Source organism: Bradyrhizobium sp. LB11.1 (assembly GCF_040549385.1).
GTDB lineage: Bacteria > Pseudomonadota > Alphaproteobacteria > Rhizobiales > Xanthobacteraceae > Bradyrhizobium.
Map to the genome: position 1 here is coordinate 137,725 of NZ_JBEPTH010000013.1, position 18,419 is coordinate 156,143.

Here is an 18,419-nt window from a genome sequence, read left to right on the forward strand (position 1 = left end):
CGGCCAATCACATTGGCGAAGACCAATAAACGTCTGGCGGGGGAAGTCCAGAGCGGCAGGATGCCCCGCTTTTATGCTCCTGTCCGCGCCTTTATGTGCCTGCTCGCGCTTTGCGGGCCGCGATCTGCTGCAGCGCCCAGCGCGCGTTCTTGCGGACGTCGGGATCGGCATCGTCGGCGATGACGGCCAGGAACGCCTCACCGTCGGGATGGGCGATCTCGCCGAGTGCGGCCGCCGCTTCCTTGCGCAAATTCGCCTGATCGTGGTTGATGCAATTGCCGATCGGCCGCACCGCGCGCTCGATCTTCATCTTGCCGAGGCTGCGGATCGCCTTCAGACGCACCTGCCAGAACTCGTCGGTAAGCGCGCCGACGAGCTGCTCGGCGGCGATCAATCCGTTGACATTGAGACCCACTGTTTCCGCTGCCATCTCCCGAACCATCCAGTCCGAATCCTTGAGAGCACGCGTGATCGTCTCGGCAGCCGGCTTCATTTGCGAGAACGCAAGCGCGCTGACGGCTGCGCGGCGCACATGCGCATCGGGATCGTTGATCAGCGCGGTCAGCGCCGGGATGGATTCCTCGAGCTTCAGGAAGCCGATCACGCCGATCGCCTGCACGCGCACGGCGGCATCGGAATCCTGCAGCGCTTCCAGCGCGGGCTTGAGCGTATCCTTGCAGCGCAGCTCCTTCAGCGCACGCAATGCGCCCATGCGAACGAAGGCGTGGGCGTGCGTCACCAGCGGGAGGATGACATCGGCACACGTGGGATCCTTGAATTCGGCCATGCTATCGGCCGAAGCGGCCGCCACGATCCTTTCGGGATCGACCAGCAGCTTGACCAGCGCGCTTGCGGCTTCCGGCCCGTCGAATTCGCCCAGCGCCATCGCAACCTGCTGGCGCACGCCTGCATCGGGATCGGCGACCATCCTGGCGAGATGGGCCACGGCCGCGGGATCGCCTGAATGACCGAGCGCAATGATGGCAACGCGACGCTCGGCGGGGTCGGCGGCCTGAAGCCGCTCGTCGGCGTCTTCGAGGTCGTCGTAGGATTCGAACGGGCTCGACATGACTACCTCAACAGATACGGAATGTTGACGGTGACGGCGCCGGTCGGGCAATCGGCCTCGCAGGGCATGCAGTACCAGCACTCGTCATAGGCCATGTAGGCCTTGCCGGTCATGTCGCTGATGCGGAGCACGTCGAGCGGGCAGACGTCGACGCAGACGGTGCAGCCCTTGTCGGCGATGCATTTGGCGTCGTCGACGACGACCGGAACCGACGTCTGATAGGAAGCGAGAGGCATTTTATGTCTCCTGTTGCTATTGTGCGGTGGATCAGGCGGTGGCGCGGATGCGCTGCTTGTCGTAGAGGTCCTTCTCGTCGTCGGCGATCGGCACGACATAAGGCTCGACCGCGCGCTTCGCGCTGGTCATCTTGCCATTCTGCTTCGACAGCAGCGTGTGGCAGAACCAGTTCGCGTTGTCCTTCTCCGGAAAATCCGTGCGCCAGTGGTAGAGGCCCCAGCGGCTTTCCTCGCGGTAGAGCGAGGCGTGCACCGCCATGTCGGCGCAGTCCATGATCGACTGCACTTCCAGCGCACGGAGCAACTCATGAGCATTGCGCGCCATCATGCGCTCCTGCATGTCCTCCCGCGCCTCGGCGAGGCGGCGCATGCCGAGCTCGTATTTGCGCGTGACCTTCGGCGGCTGGAGGTAGTCGTTGACCAGGCGGCGGGTCTTGTACTCGACCTGGTTCGGCGGAATGCCGTCATCGCGCTTGGTCGGCGCCATCACACGATCGCGTTCAATTGCGACATCGGCGGCATCGAATTCGGCGAAGTCGTGGTTCTCGGCGAACTCCATCGCGTCGATGCCGGCGACCGAGCCGTTGGTGAAGGCACCGAGCATGTAATTGTGCGGCACGCTCGCCATGTCGCCGGCGGCGTAAAGACCGGGCACGGTGGTGCGCGCATTGTCGTCGACGAACACGCCGGAAGCGCTGTGGCCGGAGCAGAAGCCGATCTCCGAGATGTGCATCTCGATCGACTCATTGCGATAGTCGACTCCGCGTCCCTGCTGGAATAGGCCGCGCGTCGGTCGTTCAACCTTGTGCAGCGTCGATTCAATCTCCTCGATCGTGTTCGGATGGAGGTGCTTGAGCTGGAGAAACACTGGACCCTTACCGGACAGGAGTTCGTTGTAGAACTCCAGCATCATCTGGCCGGACCAGTAATCGCATTCGATGAAGCGGGAGCCTTCGTTGTTGGCGGTGAAGGCGCCGAAGGGGCCGGCGACATAGGCGCAGGCCGGGCCGTTATAGTCCTTGATCAGAGGATTGATCTGGTAACATTCGAGGTTCGCGAGCGCCGCACCCGCGTGATAGGCCATCGAATAGCCGTCGCCGGAATTGGCCGCGTTTTCATAGGTGCCGAACATGTAGCCCGAGGTCGGCAGGCCCAGGCGGCCGGCGGCACCCATGCAGAGGATCACGGCCTTGGCCTTAATTACCAGGATCTCGGCGGTGCGGGTGTTGACGGAGATCGCACCGGCAATGCGGCCATCTGCGGACTTCAGCAGCCGCGTCGCCATGTAGCGGTTAGAGATCAGGATACGCGCGCGGCGGAGCTGGCGATAGAGCGCCTTCTTCACGGTCTCGCCGTTCGGCATCGGCAGAACATAGCTGCCGATATGATGCACCTTCTTGACGGCGTAATCGCCGTTCTCGTTCTTCAGGAAGCGAATACCGAAACTGTCGAGCTCCTCGACGATCTCAAAACAGTTCTGCGCGTATTTATAGACGGCCTTCTGGTCGACGATGCCGTCGTTGGCGATGGTGATTTCCTTAGTGTACTGCTCCGGTGTCGCGTAGCCGGGGATCACCGCATTGTTCAGCCCGTCCATGCCCATCGAGATCGCGCCGGAGCGCTTGACGTTGGCCTTTTCGAGCAGGACAACGTTGGCCTTCGGGTTCTTCAGCTTCGCTTTCAGCGCCGCCATCGGGCCGGCCGTGCCGCCGCCGATCACCAGCACATCGCAGGAAACCTCCGAAAGTCCGTCGACGATCTGATCTAGTGACATCGCTTGCTCCTGGTTCGCCGATAGCCGGCGCCCTTTGCATCAGATTTGTTCAGGTGGATTTCCGGCGATAGCAATTAGTTGTCGCCGGGAAGCGATTTGCGCCTCAGCGCTCGACGAAAGCTTTTTCGATGACGAAATGGCCGGGCTGGCTGTGATTGCCCTCGACAAAACCACGCGCCGAGAACATCGAAGGGAGTTCCTCCAGCATCGCCGGGCTACCGCACAGCATGATGCGATCGGTCTCGATATCGAGGCCCGCTTGCCCGATATCATCGAAGAGCTGGTTGGAGGCGATCAGATCGGTGATGCGGCCACGGTTCTTGAACGGCTCGCGGGTCACCGTCGGGTAATAGATCAGCTTGTCGCGGATCAGCGGACCGAAGAATTCGTGATTGCGCAGGCCGTCGACGACGTGCTCGCCATAGGCAAGCTCCGAGACCTGGCGGCAGCCATGGGCGAGCACAATGATCTCGTAGTTCTCGTAGACGTCGGGGTCCTTGATCAGGCTGGCGAACGGCGCAAGGCCCGTGCCGGTCGAGAGCAGCAGCAGGCGCTTGCCCGGAATGAGATTGCCGGTGATCAGCGTGCCCGTCGCCTTGCGGCCGACCAAAATGATGTCGCCTTCCCGGATCTTCTGCAGGCGCGAGGTCAGCGGGCCGTCTTGCACCTTGATCGAGAAGAACTCGAGCGCCTCCTCGTGATTGGCGCTCGCCATGCTGTAGGCGCGCATCAACGGCTTGCCCTCGACTTCCAACCCGATCATGGCGAACTGGCCGTTCTGGAAACGGAAACCGGGATCACGGGTCGCGGTGAAGCTAAACAGGGAGTCTGTCCAGTGCCTGACCGATAAAACCGTTTCCTTCTGAAAGGCGCTCATGCTCTCTCCTTTGGCCCTCGATGACGCACAAGGTTTCGGAGAGACGAGAGTCCGGCAACGCGGAAGTGAAATTCCCGGTCGATTAGTTTCACATTTCGCGGACGATGATCGAAGAGCAAGCACGCCGGCAGGACGCCTGTGCTGGCAATTAGTTGCTATCCGCGCTTCTCGGCGCCGACGTAGAAGAGGGTCGGAGATACGTCATGACCATGACCCCGGTAGTACCGTCGGTAGCCGACTACGAAGCAAGCGCCGATCTCTCGACGCTCTTCGTCCGCACCACACGAGAAGATAAACTCAGCGTCCCCGCCGAGCAGCTCCGCCTCTCCTGCAAATGCGCTCACTGCACCCGCGCACGCTTCGACGGCCGCTTTCCTGAAGCATTCCCGGGCATCGCCATCACCGAGATCGGCGACCTCGGTTACGGCCTGAACATATCGTTCTCGGACGGTCATAATCGCGGGATTTACCCAAAGCCGTATCTGCTGAGTTTGGCAGGGCGCTAGGCGGCCGTTTGCGCCCGCCCCAACTGGCACGGACATTGCTCCTCTTTGGAACGATTTCAGCGTTCCGGAGGCAGACGATGTTGCAGGCGGCGAATGCGGCTCGCGGGACTGTTCCCCCAGCGGTCCGGCCAGCGGGCAGTTCCTCGCTGCTGCTCACAGAGAACCAGCAATGGATCGGCGGGCCGCCGCCCCTGATGGACAAGCTCAGCCTGCGCGAGCGGGAGCTGGTGCTGAAACAGGGCCGGCGAAAAGTGCTCAATCGCGGCCAGACCCTGTTCAGCCAGGGCGGCAAGCACGACGGCATCTGGCTGATCGAGAGCGGCCGCATCCGCGTGTTCTACACCTCCCCGCTCGGACGCGAGATCACGCTCGCCTACTGGCATGTCGGGAATTTCGTCGGTGGGCCCGAAGTGTTCGAAGGCACCGTGCATCAATGGTCCGGCGTCGCATCCAGCAATTGCAGCGTCGTGCACCTGCCCGGCAAGGAATTGCGGTCCCTTGCTGCAGAGATTCCGAACCTCGCCATCGGTTTGATCGAAGGCCTCACCTTCAAGGGCAAATGCTATTCCGCACTGGCCCAGATGCTGGGGACGCGCTCGATCACACAGCGGCTTGCGCACCTGCTGCTGCATCTCGTCGATCTCTACGGCGTCGAGGATACCGACGGCCGCGTGATTGCGGCCGCCTTCACCCACGCCGATATCGCCCACATGGTCGGCGCCACCAGGCAATGGGTGACAATCAGCCTGAAGCGCATGCAGGAGAAGGGAATCGTCCTGACCAAGCGGTCGCAGATCGTGGTCTGCCGGACCGACGTTCTGGAGGACATGCGAGGCCACGCAGCTGACTGAGGGAATTTGCGGCCGAGGCCGATGCACAGGCAAGCGGCTTTATAGTGCAGGACTGCCCAAGGAGTATGCAATCAGCTTTTCCCGGCAACTAATCGACTGCGGTCATCATTCCGGATTTGCCCTGTCGATGCCCTCACCCAATCATGGCAACCACAGCACGTCCAACCGAATGAGGATGAGAATGGTCCGCCATCTTCCCACGCTCTCGATCGCGATGTCGGTGACGTCGTTAGCGCTAATCCTCGCGCCGCCGGCCTCGGCGGAAACCGTCACGCTCGGCATCGGAACGCAGGACACCACGACCAACACGGTGACCGCGGGCGTCGTGATCCGCCAGCTCCATCTCCTCGAAAAATTCCTGCCCAAGGACGGCAAATATTCCAACATCAAGTTCGAGTTGGAGTGGCAGAATTTCACGTCCGGTCCCCCCGTCACCAACGCGATGATGGCGAACAAGCTGCAGATCGGCATGATGGGTGACTATCCGCTGATCGTGAACGGCTTCACCTTCGACAGCAATCCTGAGAGCAAGAGCCGCCTGATCGGCATCGCCGCCTACAGCCTGTCCGGCTCCGGCAACGGTATCGTCGTTCACAAGGACTCGCCCTATTACGATCTTGCCGATCTCAAGGGCAAACTCGTCAGCGTTCCCTTCGGCTCCGCCGCGCACGGCATGGTGCTGAAGGCGATGCAGGACCGCGGCTACGCAGCCGACTTCTTCCAACTGGTCAGCCAGAGCCCGGAGGTGGGCTCAACCAATCTCCAGGAGAAGAAGATCGATGCGCATGCCGACTTCGTCCCCTTCGCCGAACTCCTGCCGTTCCGCGGCTTCGCGCGAAAGATTTTTGACGGCGTCGAGACCAATCTGCCCACCTTCCACGGCATCGTCGTCCGCACCGATTTCGCCGAGAAATATCCCGAGGTCGTCGTTGCCTACATGAAGGCGCTGATCGCCGCCAACCAGTGGCTCCGCGACGATCCCAAGCTTGCCTCCGAGAAAATCCAGGAATGGACCGGAATCAACAAGGAAGTCGTCTACATCTTCCTCGGTCCGAGCGGCAACATGACCACCGATCCCACCGTCAAGCCCGCGTTGATCGATGCGGCCGCCAGCGACGTCAAGGTGTTACAGAATCTCGGTCGCATGAAGGAATTCGACCCGAAGAGATGGGTCGACGATAGCTACATCCGGAAAGCCTATGCCGAGATGAAGCTCGACTATGACGCGCAGCTTGGCAGCACCAGGAATTACGAGATCTCAGGCGAAGACGCCTTCTGCAAGAAGCCGATCACCGACCCCCGCAAGGCCGGCGAGGTCTGGGTCGACGATGCCGGTATCATGCCGTTCGCATCTGCCGCCTGCACGCTCGGCGCCTATGGCGACTTCAAGGCCAAGGGCAAGAAGATCAACGTCGCCTATGTGTTCGACACTACGCGCGGCATCAAGCTATTCGCCGACCAGGCCTTCTTCGCGGTCGGCAATGGCGACGTCGCCCCGTTCCTGCTCAAGAAGGACGCCGAAGCCTATGCCGCCAAGACCGGCGGCAAGGTGCTCGGCTTCGACGACGCAGTGAAGGCAACGGTCACCGGAGGCAAGACGTGAGCAGTCCCGCCATCCTCAGACATCCCGAGGACAGCATGCCGGCAATTGCAGAGGTGGGGTCCGTTCCCGCCATGACTCCGCCCGCAACACCGCCCTCCTTCGGCACGCTTGCGCTGCGCTGGTATCGGCTCAATCGCGACGGCTTGCGCGCGATTGCGATCGGCATCATCTCGCTGCTCGCCTTCCTGCTGCTCTGGCACCTGCTCACGACCTATCGGGTCGTGTTCTTGGTGCGCTTCACCAACGTGCCATCGCCGCTCGCGGTCTATGCGAGCTTCACCAAGGCGATCCACGACCCCAAATTTCTGATGCACATTATCTTGAGCTGCCGTCGTATCCTCATCGGCTTCTCGCTCGCAGCGATCGTCGGCGTGCCGCTCGGCCTGATCATGGGCCGCTTCAAGCTGGTACACGAGGTGATCTTCCCCGTGGCCGAAGTGCTGCGGCCGATCCCGGCAATCGCGTGGGTGCCGATGGCGATCATGCTATGGCCGACCAACGAGCAGAGCATCGTCTTCATCACCTTCCTCGGCTCGTTCTTTCCGATCCTGGTGAATACGCTCCATGGCATGACGCTCGTCGATCCCGTGCTGGTGCGTGCCGCGCAATGCCTCGGCGCGCGAGAACGCTCGATCTTCCGCGAGGTGTACTTCCCAGCGTCGCTGCCGCACATCTTCACGGGCCTCACGGTCGGCATGGGCGTGGCCTGGGTTTCGCTGATTGCCGCCGAGATGATCTCGGGGCAATACGGCATCGGCTATTTCACCTGGGAAGCCTATTCGCTGGTTCAGTATGCCGATATCGCGCTCGGCATGATCTCAATCGGCGTGCTCGGCCTGACATCGAGCCTGCTGATCCGGGGCGCAGGACAATTGGTGATGCCGTGGAGAGCAAGATGAACGAGATCGTCACCAAAGCACCGCAGGGCCATATCGAGGTCCGGAACTTCTCGCTCAGCTACGACAGTATCGAGGGTCCCGTTCAGGCCGTCACCGATACGCAGATCCATGTGAAGCCGGGCGAGTTCGTCTCGATCGTCGGTCCCTCCGGCTGCGGAAAGTCGACGCTGCTCAACGCGGTCGCTGGCTTTCTCAAGCCGACCACGGGCATCGTCACAGTCGACGGCGAACGCGTGAACGGCCCCAGCGCCGAGCGCGGCATGGTGTTCCAGCAATATTCGCTGTTCCCCTGGAAGACGGTACGGGAAAACGTCGAGTTCGGCCTGAAGATGCGCGGCATGCCGCGCTCGCAGCGCGAACGCGCCGCGCGCACCCTGCTCGGGCTCGCTGGGCTGGAGGCGTTCGAGAAGCACTATCCGGAAAAGCTGTCCGGCGGCATGAAGCAGCGCGTCGGCATCGTCCGTGCGCTCGCGACAGGGCCAAAAGTGTTGCTGCTGGACGAGCCGTTCGGCGCGCTCGATGCGCAGACCCGCATCATCATGCAGCAGATCCTCACCAACATGTGGCAGCGGCTGAAGATCTCGGTGCTATTCGTCACCCACGACATCGACGAGGCGATCTTCCTCTCCGACCGCGTCTACTGCATGACCGCGCGTCCGGGTTCAATCAAGGCCGAGATTCCGATTCCCTTGGAGCGGCCGCGGCAGCAATCGATGATGATGTCGTCGGAATTCCTGGCGCTGCGCCGGGGGCTGATGTCGTTGATCCGCGAGGAAAGCCTGAAAGCCATGGGCGGCGAGCTCAACGACATGGGCATGCAGGGGCTCAACATCGAGCTGCACGGCCATTCGCTGGCGGATGTGATCTAGACGCCCGCAAGACGTGTGATTTCGTAGGCTGGGCAAAGCGTAGCGTGCCCACCATTTCTGTCTGCGCGGCGCGATGGCGGGCACGGCGCTTTTGCGCCACTGCCCACCCTCCAGCAGTTTCGCTCTGATCACTTAAACCAATGCACCAGCGCGATGCTGATCCCCAGCAGCAGCATCAGCGACAGCGTCACCGCGGCCGTCACCCGTCCCCCAACATTGGCGAGCACGCGCACATCGACGCCGAGGCCGAGTGCCGCCATCGACACCACCGTGAGGAAGCTCGTGATCTTCGTCACGGGACCAACCACCGTACCCGGCACGATCTCAAGGGAACGGAGTGTCGCCAGCACGAGGAAGCCGAGGATGAACCAGGGGACCAGGCGGAAGAAGCCGACATTGGTCTTCTTGGCGCCGGTCTGCCAGCGCGAGGCAATCAGCGAGAGGCCGACGACCACGGGGCCGAGCATCAGCACGCGCATCAGCTTGACCAGTGTGCCGATCTGCGTGGAGACCAGGCCCGCCGGCACCGTCGCCGCGAGCACCTGCGGCACGGCATAGACGGTAAGGCCCGCGAGGATGCCGTATTGCGTGGCAGTGAGTTGCAACAGCGGGATCAGCAGCGGCAGGCCCAGCACCATCATCACGCCGAGGATGGCGGTGAACGAGATCGAGGATGCGATCTCGTCGCTGTTGGCGCCGATGATCGGCGCCACCGCCGCGATCGCGGAATTGCCGCAGATCGAGTTGCCGCAGGCGATCAGGATCGACAGCCGCGTCGACAGCCCGAGCAGACGGCTGAGACCGAAGGAGATCGAGAGCGCGATCACGACGACGGCCGCGATCGATGCCAGCAGCGCGATGCCCGAGGCCGCGATGGCGGCAAAGCTGATGGAGGCCCCGAGCAGCATCACCGCGACCTCGAGGAGTTGTTTGGCGCTGAAGGCGATACCGGCCTGCCAGCGCGGCGCCGGCTTCCAGAAGCTGCGTAGCGCCATGCCGAGCAGAATCGCCATCACCAGCGCTTCGACATAGGGGTGCTCGAACACGCCCAACTCCGCCCGCTCGAGCAGAGCCGAGACCCCGGCGACGGCGATGCAGAGGATAACCCCGGGAATCAGCGCAACGATGCGGCTAACGGCAGTGGCTGGCTTGGCGTCGGCCGGATTGGATGCTTGATTCTGCGACACAAATCTCTCCCTAGAGAGAAAGATTTATACGCAGGGTCGTTCGAATGGGGAATAAGTTTTCGGCATATCAGGGTCGAGAGAAGTTCTATCCTTGGCCCGGAATAATCAACCTCAGAAAAGCATATTTTTGGCGACCGAAGCCACGTGGCTGAAGCTGTCATACACGCCCGGCTCGAAGAACGCCGCACGTGCCAGCACGATCGCCGCGACCAACGACCAGAACAGACCGGTGCCGGCCCGCAGCAGCATCTTTGACGCACGCGACCGCGGCTGGGTGTCCGTTGCGGATACCAGTTGCTCGCCGAAAGGCTCAAATCCAGTACGTTCCATAGCCGTCAATCCATCAGTTCCTGACAGAAATGTCGTTGTTTCGGCCCAAAACAGCAATGGAAGCGATTGGCGTTTTTGGCTCCGGTGGGGGAAACTCCTTCCGCAGAGAGAGCTCGGGGCAATAGTTTTGTTCTTTTGGCCGGTTTGGCGGCCCGAAGCCGGCTAAAGGGCCAGATAGCGGTGGCCGATCGCGCACCTTCGGTGATCGGATCGGCATAGCCCTACGCTGGCCGCGCCCTGCGCTGCGCGCTGGATCGAGCACAACGTCGCCGCCATCGATGTCCGCCCGGACGCGCTCGACGACAATGTCCGCAAGGTCGATGCCGAGCCCGAGGCCATGATCTGGACCCATCCGGGCAAGAGCACCTACTACCACAACGGCAGTGGCCGCGTGTTTTCGGCGATGCCTTGGCGGTTCGTGGACTACTGGCGCATGACGCATGATCCGGATACGCGGCAATATAGCCTGACGAAGGCGTCGGTTTAGCGACTCTACGCCGCGAGCCCGCTCCCGACAGGCGCGAAGTCCAGCCCGAGGCTCTCCGCCACCGCCTTGTTGGTGATCCGGCCACGATGGACGTTCAGACCGTTGCGCAGATGCGGATTCTCCAGCACTGCGGCAAAACCCTTGTTCGCGAGCATCAGGCCAAACGGCAGCGTCGCGTTGTTCAACGCCTGGCTCGATGTCACCGGCACGGCGCCCGGCATGTTGGCCACGCAATAATGCACGACGCCGTCGACCTCGTAGGTTGGCTCCGCGTGCGTGGTCGCATGCGAAGTCTCGAAGCAACCGCCCTGGTCGATCGCGACGTCGACCAGCACCGCACCCGGCCGCATCGCTTTGAGCATCGCGCGGGTGACGAGCTTTGGCGCGCTGGCGCCCGGCACCAACACGGCGCCGATCACGACATCAGCATTGAACACCTCGTCCTCGACCGACTCGATGGTCGAGAAGCGCGTGCGCACACGTCCGGCGAAGAGATCATCGAGCTCTCGCAGGCGCGGAATCGAACGATCGATCACGGTGACCTCCGCGCCGAGGCCTGCGGCCATGCGCGCGGCCTGCGTTCCCACCACACCGCCACCAAGCATGACAACGCGCGCCGGCTGCACGCCGGGCACGCCGCCGAGCAGCAGGCCACGACCGCCGGCCGATCGCTTGAGCGCGGCGCCGGCGGCCTCGATGGCGAGGCGGCCGGCGACTTCGCTCATCGGCGCAAGCAGGGGGAGGTGACCGGCCGCGTCGGTGACGGTTTCATAGGCGATCGCAGTGCAACCGGAGGCGAGCAAGCCCTTGGCTTGTTCGGGATCCGGCGCAAGATGGAGGTAAGTAAACAGGATTTGGCTTTCACGAAGCTGGGCCCACTCGCCCTTCTGTGGCTCCTTCACCTTCACGACCATGTCGGACTTCGCGAAGATGTCGCGCGCACTCGCGGTAATGGAGGCTCCTGCCCGCTGATAAACCTCGTCGGATGCGCCGATGCCGCTGCCGGCCCCGGTCTCGACCGTGACCTGATGCCCGGCCGCGACATATTCGCGGACGGCGCCCGGGGTGAGCCCGACGCGATATTCCTGGACCTTGATCTCCTTGGGCACACCGACACGCATCCTGGGCTCCTTTTGATTCACGCTGTGATCGTAGCGACGAGGCCGGTTTGGTTTCGTGCAAATTTCCGCTAGCTTTGGCCCTCCCGCGCCGGTTTCGGTCGCGGAAGTGTCCTTTCACGCTGGAAACGAAACCTTGGCCCTCGACCGGAAAGATCTCGCCATCCTCGCGGAACTCACGACCAATGCGCGGGCCAGCCACACCGAGCTTGCTAACAAGGTTGGCCTCTCCAGCACGGCGTTGGCACGGCGGCAGAAGACGCTGGAAGACGACGGCTATATCCAGGCCTATCAGGCCGCGCTCGATCTGGCACAGTTCGGCCTAACCACCACGGTGCTCGTGCGCATCGCGCTGGAGAGCCAGAGCGACGAAGCGCTGAAGGCGTTCGAGGCGGAGGTGGTGAAGTGCCCCTCGGTTGTGCGCTGCTTCCTGATGTCGGGCACCGACGACTACATCCTGATCGTGCTCGCCCGCGACATCCAGGATTTCGAGCGCATCCACCGCACCGAGCTGTCGCGCCTGCCGCGCGTGTCGCGGGTACAATCGAGCTTCGCGCTGCGCGACGTCGTCAATCGCGCGGTGCCGACCGTGGTGTTCGGCGAGACGAAGCGGTAGCGGCTCCTCTCTCCGCCAACGCGGCGGAAAGCTATCCCAGACCGCCGTCATAGAACTGTCATCGAATGTGCCGAGACCTGTTTGTCTCTGCACATTCGGGATACATCATGGACTATTTCAAGCGCTTCAACTTCCTGTTCGCCGCACCTGTGTTCGATGCCGATGACCTCGAGGGCATCCGCTTCAACCAGATCATCGAGGAGATCCAGCGTTCCGGCTTCGAGGTCGTCAGGGCCCGCAAACTGGAGGACGCCGAGATCGCGGTGCAGACCGATGCCGCGATCGGCTGCATGGTGGTGGACTGGGGCAAAAAGGGGCTTGAGGGCAAGACCTCCGCTTTGATCAACCTGATGCGGCGCCGCGGCCTCGACTTCCCGATCATCCTGTTAATCCGGCGCAAGCGGTTCGAGGATCTGCCGGTCGAGGTGCTCGACTTCATCGATGGCTATGTCTTCCTGTCCGAGGAGACGCCGACCTTCATCGCCAAGAATTTGATCAGTCGGCTCAAGCAATACGCCGAGACGCTGAAGACGCCGTTCTTCGGCGCGCTGGTCGATTACGCCGAGGAAGGCAACCAACTCTGGACCTGTCCCGGTCACAATGGCGGCGTGTTCTACAACCGCAGCCCGATCGGCCGGGTCTTCGTCGAGCATCTCGGCGAATCCGTGTTCCGCGACGACCTCGACAATTCCGTGCTCGACCTCGGCGATCTCCTCACCCATGAGGGCCCGGCGCTGAGGGCGCAGAAGGAAGCCGCGCAGATCTTTGGCGCTGAGAAGACCTATTTCGTCCTCAACGGAACCTCGACATCGAACAAGGTCGCGCTCGGCGCGCTCGTCACCGACGGCGACCTCGTGCTATTCGACCGCAACAACCACAAAGCTGCCCATCACGGCGCGCTGATGATCAACGGCGGCGTCCCGGTCTATGTCCCGACCATCCGCAACGCCTGGGGCCTGATCGGCCCGATGCGCTGGGACATGCTGGACGAAAAGGCCCTGCGCGAGGCGATCCGCAATCACCCGCTGATCACGGACAAGGACGCCTGGCGCAAGGAGCGGCCGTTCCGCGTCGCCGTGGTCGAGCAATGCACCTATGACGGTACGATCCACAATGCCGAGATGATCCTGAAGCATATCGGCCATCTCTGCGAATACATCCTGTTCGACGAGGCCTGGGCCGGCTTCATGAAGTTCCACCCGCTCTACGCCGGCCGTTTCGCCATGGGGCTTGCCAACCTCCCGCCGGAAGCGCCGGGTATCATCGCGACGCAGTCGACCCACAAGCAGCTTGCGAGCTTCTCGCAGGCCTCGCAGATTCACATCAAGGATCGTCACATCCGCGGCCAGAAGCGCCGTGTCGAACACCGCCGCTTCAACGAAAGCTTTATGCAGCACGCCTCGACCTCGCCGTTTTATCCGCTGTTCGCCTCGCTCGACGTCGGCGCACAGATGATGAAGGGCCGCTCCGGCGAAGTCCTGTGGGACGACACCATCCGCCTCGGCATCGAGCTGCGCAAAAAGATCCGCGCCATGCGCCGGGAGTTCGAGGAGAAGGAACAGAACGCGGACCGGCGCTGGTTCTTCGAGCCGTTCGTGCCGGATCGCGTCGCCATCCCCGACGTCAGCCGCCCCGGCGCCGCGCATAACGTCGCCTGGGAGACGCTGTCGACCGATGAGCTCGCGACCAATCCCGCGCTCTGGCACCTTTCACCCGCGAGCGACTGGCACGGCTTCCCCGGCATGGCCGAGGGCTTCGCCATGACCGATCCGAACAAGCTGACCCTGCTTACGCCCGGCTTCGACCGCATCACTGGCGCCTATGCCGATCACGGCATCCCTGCCCCAGTCGTCGCGCAGTACTTGCGCGAAAACCGCATTGTGCCCGAGAAGAACGACCTCAACTCCCTGCTCTTCCTGCTCACACCTGGCGTCGAGGCCAGCAAGGCCGGCACGCTGATCTCCGGCCTCGTCGCCTTCAAGAGACTGCACGACGACAATGCCCTGCTCGCCGACGCGATTCCGGAATTCTATCAGCGGCGGCAGACGCGCTATGCCGGCGTGCGGCTGCGCGATCTCTGCAGCGAGATGCACCGCTTCTTCCGCGCCGCCGATGTCAGCGCGCTCCAGGCGCGGCAATTCATGCCCGAGCATATGCCTGAGATTGCCATGTCGCCGCGCGATGCCGCGCGCTTCCTGTTCAAGAACGACGTCGACTATCTGCCGATCGAGGCGATCGCGGGCCGCATCGCCACCACGCCCTTCGTGGTCTATCCACCCGGTATCGCCACCATCGTCCCCGGCGAGCGGCTGACGGAACGGGCCAAGCCCATGGTGGATTATCTCAAGATGTTCGAGACCTGCTTCAATACATTTCCAGGCTTCGATGTGGAAATCCAGGGCGTCTACAAGGAGGTCGATGCGCGGGGGCACATCGGGCTCTATACGTACGTCGTTGCCGAGTAGGTGCCGATGAACGAAACAGCTGCGCGCGCCGATGACGAGCCGGTGCTGATCCGGCCGTCACGCGAGAGCGATATCGAGGCGATGCTCGCGATCTACCGTCATCACGTCCGCACTGGCGTGCCGCGCGATGTCGAGGGAACCGGCGCGCCGGAGCCGGACGATCTGCGCGACCGGCGCAAAAATTTGAAGCAGACCCGCCTGCCGCATCTGGTCGCGACCTATCGCGGCGAGGTGATCGGCTATGCCTACGCTGTGCTGTTTCGCAAGCGCCCGGCCTATCGCTACACAGCCAAGCACTCGATCTACGTCCACCATGAGCATCTCGGCCGCGGGGTCGGACGGCTGCTGCTTCAGGAGTTGATCGACGCGTGTGCCGCGGCCGGCTTCCGCCAGATGATCGGCTATATCGATGCCGACAACGCCGCGTCTCTGGCGCTGCACGAGAAGTTTGGATTTTCGCGCGTCGGCCTGCTCTGCGGCGTTGCCTATCGGCACGGCCGCTGGTCGGATACCGCCATGGTGCAACGTTCGCTCGGCGCCGGAGCGACCACGCCAGCGCCCGGCCGTTAAACCTTACGAGGGAAAGTCAGCCGATCTGACCTGAATGCGGTCGGCGTGCAGCGACCAGTGATGCAACGCCTGGTCCTTGCAAAACCTCGCCTTCGCCCGCTCCCTGGCTTCGTCCTCGTCGGCGGCGTCGATCTCGAGTGCGCCCTGGCAAACCTCGATCTGCCGGCCGTACTGGCCAAGCACGTCCTTCATGAATCTGACGACATAAGTTGACATGGGACCTCCTGGCTGCCCCGGCGGCACTCTAATCCCATTTTGTCCGGACGCGGGAGGGGGATTTTGAGGCGGATCAAAGTCAAGAGGTCGCAATTGCTCCGCATCGTCATTCCGGGCGCGTAGCACGAGCCCGGAACTCATCAGGCAGCAGGGGGCAGTCGCTGAATAGATTCCGGGCTCGCGACTTCGTCGCGCCCCGGAATGACAAGATGGCTGTCCCTACCCCGGCATCACGCCAAAGGCCTGCTTGAAGCGCTCGGCATAGACCGGCCAGACCTCGGGGTTGATGATGCGCGGCGGACGCCTGCCGTCGAGCGTCTCCAGCACCTGCTCGGCAGCGATGCGGCCCATGTTCTGGCGCGCTTCGATGGTGACGCCGGCGGTATGCGGACTCGCGAGCACGTTGTCGAACTGGAGCAGCGGATGCTCCGGCGGAGGCGGCTCCTTGGACCAGACGTCGAGGCCAGCACCAGCGATGCGCTTGTCGCGCAACGCCCCAAGCAAAGCGTCCTCGTCATGGATGAAACCACGCGCGGTAGTGATGAAATAGGCGTGCGGCTGCATCAGGCCGAACTCGCGCACGCTGATCATGTTGCGGCTGCGCTTGTCGAGCGGACAGGAGATCGAGACGAAATCGGCGCGGCGCAGCAGCTCATCGAGCTCGACCTTCTCGCCACCGCGCTCGGCCATGACTTCGGCTGTGAGATTGGGATCGTAGGCCAGCACCTTCATGCCGAGCAGGCCCTTGCACAGCGCGGCGATACGGCGGCCGACGTTGCCGAGCCCGATGATGCCGACGGTCTTGTGCTCGACTTCGTTGCCGACGAGCTCGTTGCGGTTGACGTTGGACTCTCGGCGGAGCTTGCGGTCAGACTGGATGATGCGCTTGGACAAGGTCAGCATCATCGCAAGCGCATGCTCGGCCACCGAATGCGCGTTGCCGCCCGACTGGTTCACGACCAGCACGCCCGCATCCGTGCAGGCCTCGACGTCGACGGGGTCGAAGCCGGCGCCGTTGCTGGAGACCAGCAGCAGCTTCGGCGTGCGCTTCAGGAAGGCGGCGTCGACATGGAAATGCGGCGCGAGCTCGTCGCGGGCCGCGCCGATCTGGTAGACATGCGCCGCGCTCAGGATCGGGGCGTAAAAATCCGCGGGGCTCTCGTTTTCGATCCGGTCGAGCCGGACGTCCGGCCGCGCCTTCAGGATGTCGATATAGATCGGATTGGCCAGATATTTGACGTAGAAGACGCGCTTGCTGTTGACCGACATCAGGACCCTTCCGGCTCTCTCAAGGAGACCCGCAAGGTCAGCGCAATGCGCGCTCCGTCCATGCGTCCCTCCCGTTTTCTCATTCTCCCGCTTATGGCATGGCGGCACCGGCCACGGCAGGTCGTCTGGCGCAGATCACGGTGCCGACGCCGACATGTTGACAATCCCGCCCGCTCCGTCAAGTTCGGCGGACCGCCGCGACGGACAAAGAAGAAACATGCGCGGCTGAAGGGAGAAAGCGATGGCGATTGCGGAGCAGCAGACCTCGTCCCAGGCGGGACCGGGGTCCGGCGACAGAAGCTGGCATAGCGTCGTCCTGCAAACCCTGAAGCGGAACGAGATCAGCCTCATTCCCTACGTACCCGACCGCGTGCTGACGCCGCTGATCAAGAATCTGCACGCCGATCCCTTCTTCACGACCTTTGCCACCGCCCGCGAGGAAGAGGCCGTCGGCATCGTCTCGGGCGCCTGGATGGGTGGTCGGCGCGGCGCGGTGCTGATGCAGACATCGGGCTTTGCAACGCTCGCCAACACGCTCGCCTCGCTCGCGGTCCCCTACCAGATCCCGCTGATCATGTTCGTCTCCGAACGCGGCACGCTGGGTGAGTTCAATTACGGCCAGTCGCTGGTCTGCCGCACCATGCGCCCGGTGCTGGATTCGCTGGCGCTGGAGCACCACACCATCACCCGGCTCGACGAGCTCGAGTTCATCGCCGACCGCTCGATCAAGCAGGCCGTCACGACGCAGGCGCCGGTGGCGCTGATCCTCAACCCGCTGCTCACCGGCGGCAAGACTTTTGACAAGTGAGCCCCGCCATGGATACGCGCAACACCAAGGTGATGAACCGGTTCGATGTGACGAAGCGCCTGATTGCGAAGCTCAAGCATGAAGAAGCGGTCGTTGGTGGCATCGGCAACACTAATTTCGACCTCTGGGCCGCCGGCCATCGCCCGCAGAATTTCTACATGCTCGGCAGCATGGGTCTCGCCTTCCCGATCGCACTTGGCGTGGCGCTGGCTCAGCCCGACCGCCGCGTCTTTGCGCTCGAAGGCGATGGCTCGCTATTGATGCAGCTCGGCGCGCTCTCGACGATCGCCGCGCTGAAGCCGAAGAACCTGATCATGATCGTGATGGACAACGGCATCTACCAGATCACCGGCGCGCAACCGACGCCCGCCGCCGGTGTCGCCGATCTCGTCGCGATCGCCTTGGCCTCAGGACTCACCAACAGCGCCTGGGCCGCGGACGAGGAGGATTTCGAACGGCTGGTCGACGAGGCCATGTCGGCTGACGAGCCCAGTTTGATCGCGTTGCGCATCGACGACAAGCCCGGCGTCGGCACCACCCGCAGGGATCCCGTGCAGATCCGGGAGCGCTTCATGCACGGCCTCGGCGTGCGCGAGCCGCTTTAGGCCTTCGCCATTTGACGACAGAGCCCCGCGTAGCGTCGCTCCGCGGGGCCCGATAATCCAGTCA

20 protein-coding genes are annotated in these 18,419 nt (G+C 63.0%); 11 read left to right on the forward strand and 9 right to left on the reverse strand.

The genetic code is table 11. The features are described 5' to 3' along the window. Positions 1–91: 91 nt before the first annotated feature. From ABIA96_RS28520 to ABIA96_RS28535, 4 genes are all read right to left on the reverse strand, one after another. Entirely contained in the window at positions 92–1,069 is a 978-nt protein-coding gene (locus ABIA96_RS28520) for a HEAT repeat domain-containing protein (RefSeq protein ID WP_354140365.1), read from the reverse strand. Positions 1,070–1,071: 2 nt separating this feature from the next. Beyond that, complete coding sequence (locus ABIA96_RS28525; RefSeq protein WP_008141081.1) at positions 1,072–1,305, reverse strand: 4Fe-4S dicluster domain-containing protein; 234 nt, start codon at positions 1,303–1,305, stop codon at positions 1,072–1,074. A gap of 31 nt (positions 1,306–1,336) precedes the next feature. After that, positions 1,337–3,079, reverse strand: coding sequence for a fumarate reductase/succinate dehydrogenase flavoprotein subunit (locus ABIA96_RS28530; RefSeq protein ID WP_354140366.1), 1,743 nt, complete (start codon positions 3,077–3,079; stop codon positions 1,337–1,339). Between the two features lie 103 nt (positions 3,080–3,182). After that, positions 3,183–3,956, reverse strand: coding sequence for a ferredoxin--NADP reductase (locus ABIA96_RS28535; RefSeq protein ID WP_354140367.1), 774 nt, complete (start codon positions 3,954–3,956; stop codon positions 3,183–3,185). 209 nt (positions 3,957–4,165) lie between these two features. Here ABIA96_RS28535 and ABIA96_RS28540 point away from each other — a divergent pair, with 209 nt between their 5' ends. The 5 genes from ABIA96_RS28540 to ABIA96_RS28560 all read left to right on the forward strand — a co-directional run bounded on the left by ABIA96_RS28540 (position 4,166) and on the right by ABIA96_RS28560 (position 8,684). Continuing rightward, the gene (locus tag ABIA96_RS28540) at positions 4,166–4,462 is read left to right on the forward strand and encodes a gamma-butyrobetaine hydroxylase-like domain-containing protein (protein WP_354140425.1); all 297 of its coding nucleotides are present in this window, start codon (positions 4,166–4,168) and stop codon (positions 4,460–4,462) included. A 77-nt stretch (positions 4,463–4,539) separates the two neighbouring features. Next, complete coding sequence (locus tag ABIA96_RS28545) at positions 4,540–5,313, forward strand: Crp/Fnr family transcriptional regulator (protein ID WP_354140368.1); 774 nt, start codon at positions 4,540–4,542, stop codon at positions 5,311–5,313. A 181-nt stretch (positions 5,314–5,494) separates the two neighbouring features. Further along, positions 5,495–6,916: an ABC transporter substrate-binding protein gene (locus ABIA96_RS28550; protein WP_354140369.1), complete on the forward strand. Its 1,422-nt coding sequence runs from the start codon at positions 5,495–5,497 to the stop codon at positions 6,914–6,916. After that, the gene (locus ABIA96_RS28555; protein WP_354140370.1) at positions 6,913–7,815 is read left to right on the forward strand and encodes an ABC transporter permease; all 903 of its coding nucleotides are present in this window, start codon (positions 6,913–6,915) and stop codon (positions 7,813–7,815) included. Before ABIA96_RS28550 ends, ABIA96_RS28555 begins: the two co-directional genes overlap by 4 nt. Continuing rightward, positions 7,812–8,684 carry an ABC transporter ATP-binding protein gene (locus ABIA96_RS28560; protein ID WP_354140371.1) on the forward strand — a complete coding sequence of 291 codons (873 nt, stop codon included), beginning with the start codon at positions 7,812–7,814 and terminating at the stop codon, positions 8,682–8,684. Before ABIA96_RS28555 ends, ABIA96_RS28560 begins: the two co-directional genes overlap by 4 nt. Before the next feature lie 128 nt (positions 8,685–8,812). Here ABIA96_RS28560 and ABIA96_RS28565 read toward each other — a convergent pair whose 3' ends face one another. After that, on the reverse strand, positions 8,813–9,871 hold the full coding sequence (locus ABIA96_RS28565; RefSeq protein WP_354140372.1) for a YeiH family protein: 1,059 nt from the start codon (positions 9,869–9,871) through the stop codon (positions 8,813–8,815). Between the two features lie 111 nt (positions 9,872–9,982). Continuing rightward, positions 9,983–10,201: a hypothetical protein gene (locus tag ABIA96_RS28570; protein ID WP_354140373.1), complete on the reverse strand. Its 219-nt coding sequence runs from the start codon at positions 10,199–10,201 to the stop codon at positions 9,983–9,985. Between the two features lie 337 nt (positions 10,202–10,538). Between ABIA96_RS28570 and ABIA96_RS28575 the strand changes: the two genes are divergently transcribed. Continuing rightward, a complete protein-coding gene (locus ABIA96_RS28575) occupies positions 10,539–10,688 on the forward strand; it encodes a hypothetical protein (RefSeq protein ID WP_354140374.1) in 150 nt (49 codons plus the stop codon). A gap of 5 nt (positions 10,689–10,693) precedes the next feature. Here ABIA96_RS28575 and ald read toward each other — a convergent pair whose 3' ends face one another. Next, positions 10,694–11,809, reverse strand: a complete 1,116-nt coding sequence (ald, locus tag ABIA96_RS28580; RefSeq protein ID WP_354140375.1) for an alanine dehydrogenase — start codon at positions 11,807–11,809, stop codon at positions 10,694–10,696. A gap of 133 nt (positions 11,810–11,942) precedes the next feature. On the opposite strand from ald, the gene ABIA96_RS28585 reads away from it, so the two are divergent. The 3 genes from ABIA96_RS28585 (at position 11,943) to ABIA96_RS28595 (ending at position 15,457) form a co-directional block, all read left to right on the forward strand. Further along, positions 11,943–12,422, forward strand: a complete 480-nt coding sequence (locus ABIA96_RS28585; RefSeq protein ID WP_354140376.1) for an Lrp/AsnC family transcriptional regulator — start codon at positions 11,943–11,945, stop codon at positions 12,420–12,422. A 107-nt stretch (positions 12,423–12,529) separates the two neighbouring features. Further along, on the forward strand, positions 12,530–14,887 hold the full coding sequence (locus tag ABIA96_RS28590) for an Orn/Lys/Arg family decarboxylase (RefSeq protein WP_354140377.1): 2,358 nt from the start codon (positions 12,530–12,532) through the stop codon (positions 14,885–14,887). 6 nt (positions 14,888–14,893) lie between these two features. Next, positions 14,894–15,457: a GNAT family N-acetyltransferase gene (locus ABIA96_RS28595; protein ID WP_354140378.1), complete on the forward strand. Its 564-nt coding sequence runs from the start codon at positions 14,894–14,896 to the stop codon at positions 15,455–15,457. A 3-nt stretch (positions 15,458–15,460) separates the two neighbouring features. On the opposite strand, the gene ABIA96_RS28600 is transcribed toward ABIA96_RS28595, so the two are convergent. Both ABIA96_RS28600 and ABIA96_RS28605 read right to left on the reverse strand, forming a co-directional pair. Next, a complete protein-coding gene (locus ABIA96_RS28600) occupies positions 15,461–15,673 on the reverse strand; it encodes a hypothetical protein (RefSeq protein WP_354140379.1) in 213 nt (70 codons plus the stop codon). 219 nt (positions 15,674–15,892) lie between these two features. Further along, positions 15,893–16,942: a hydroxyacid dehydrogenase gene (locus ABIA96_RS28605; protein WP_354140380.1), complete on the reverse strand. Its 1,050-nt coding sequence runs from the start codon at positions 16,940–16,942 to the stop codon at positions 15,893–15,895. Between the two features lie 241 nt (positions 16,943–17,183). On the opposite strand from ABIA96_RS28605, the gene ABIA96_RS28610 reads away from it, so the two are divergent. Both ABIA96_RS28610 and ABIA96_RS28615 read left to right on the forward strand, forming a co-directional pair. Further along, positions 17,184–17,750 (forward strand): decarboxylase, encoded by a 567-nt coding sequence (locus ABIA96_RS28610; RefSeq protein ID WP_354140381.1) that lies wholly within the window; start codon positions 17,184–17,186, stop codon positions 17,748–17,750. An 8-nt stretch (positions 17,751–17,758) separates the two neighbouring features. Beyond that, on the forward strand, positions 17,759–18,355 hold the full coding sequence (locus ABIA96_RS28615; protein ID WP_354140382.1) for a thiamine pyrophosphate-dependent enzyme: 597 nt from the start codon (positions 17,759–17,761) through the stop codon (positions 18,353–18,355). Positions 18,356–18,419 lie beyond the last annotated feature (64 nt).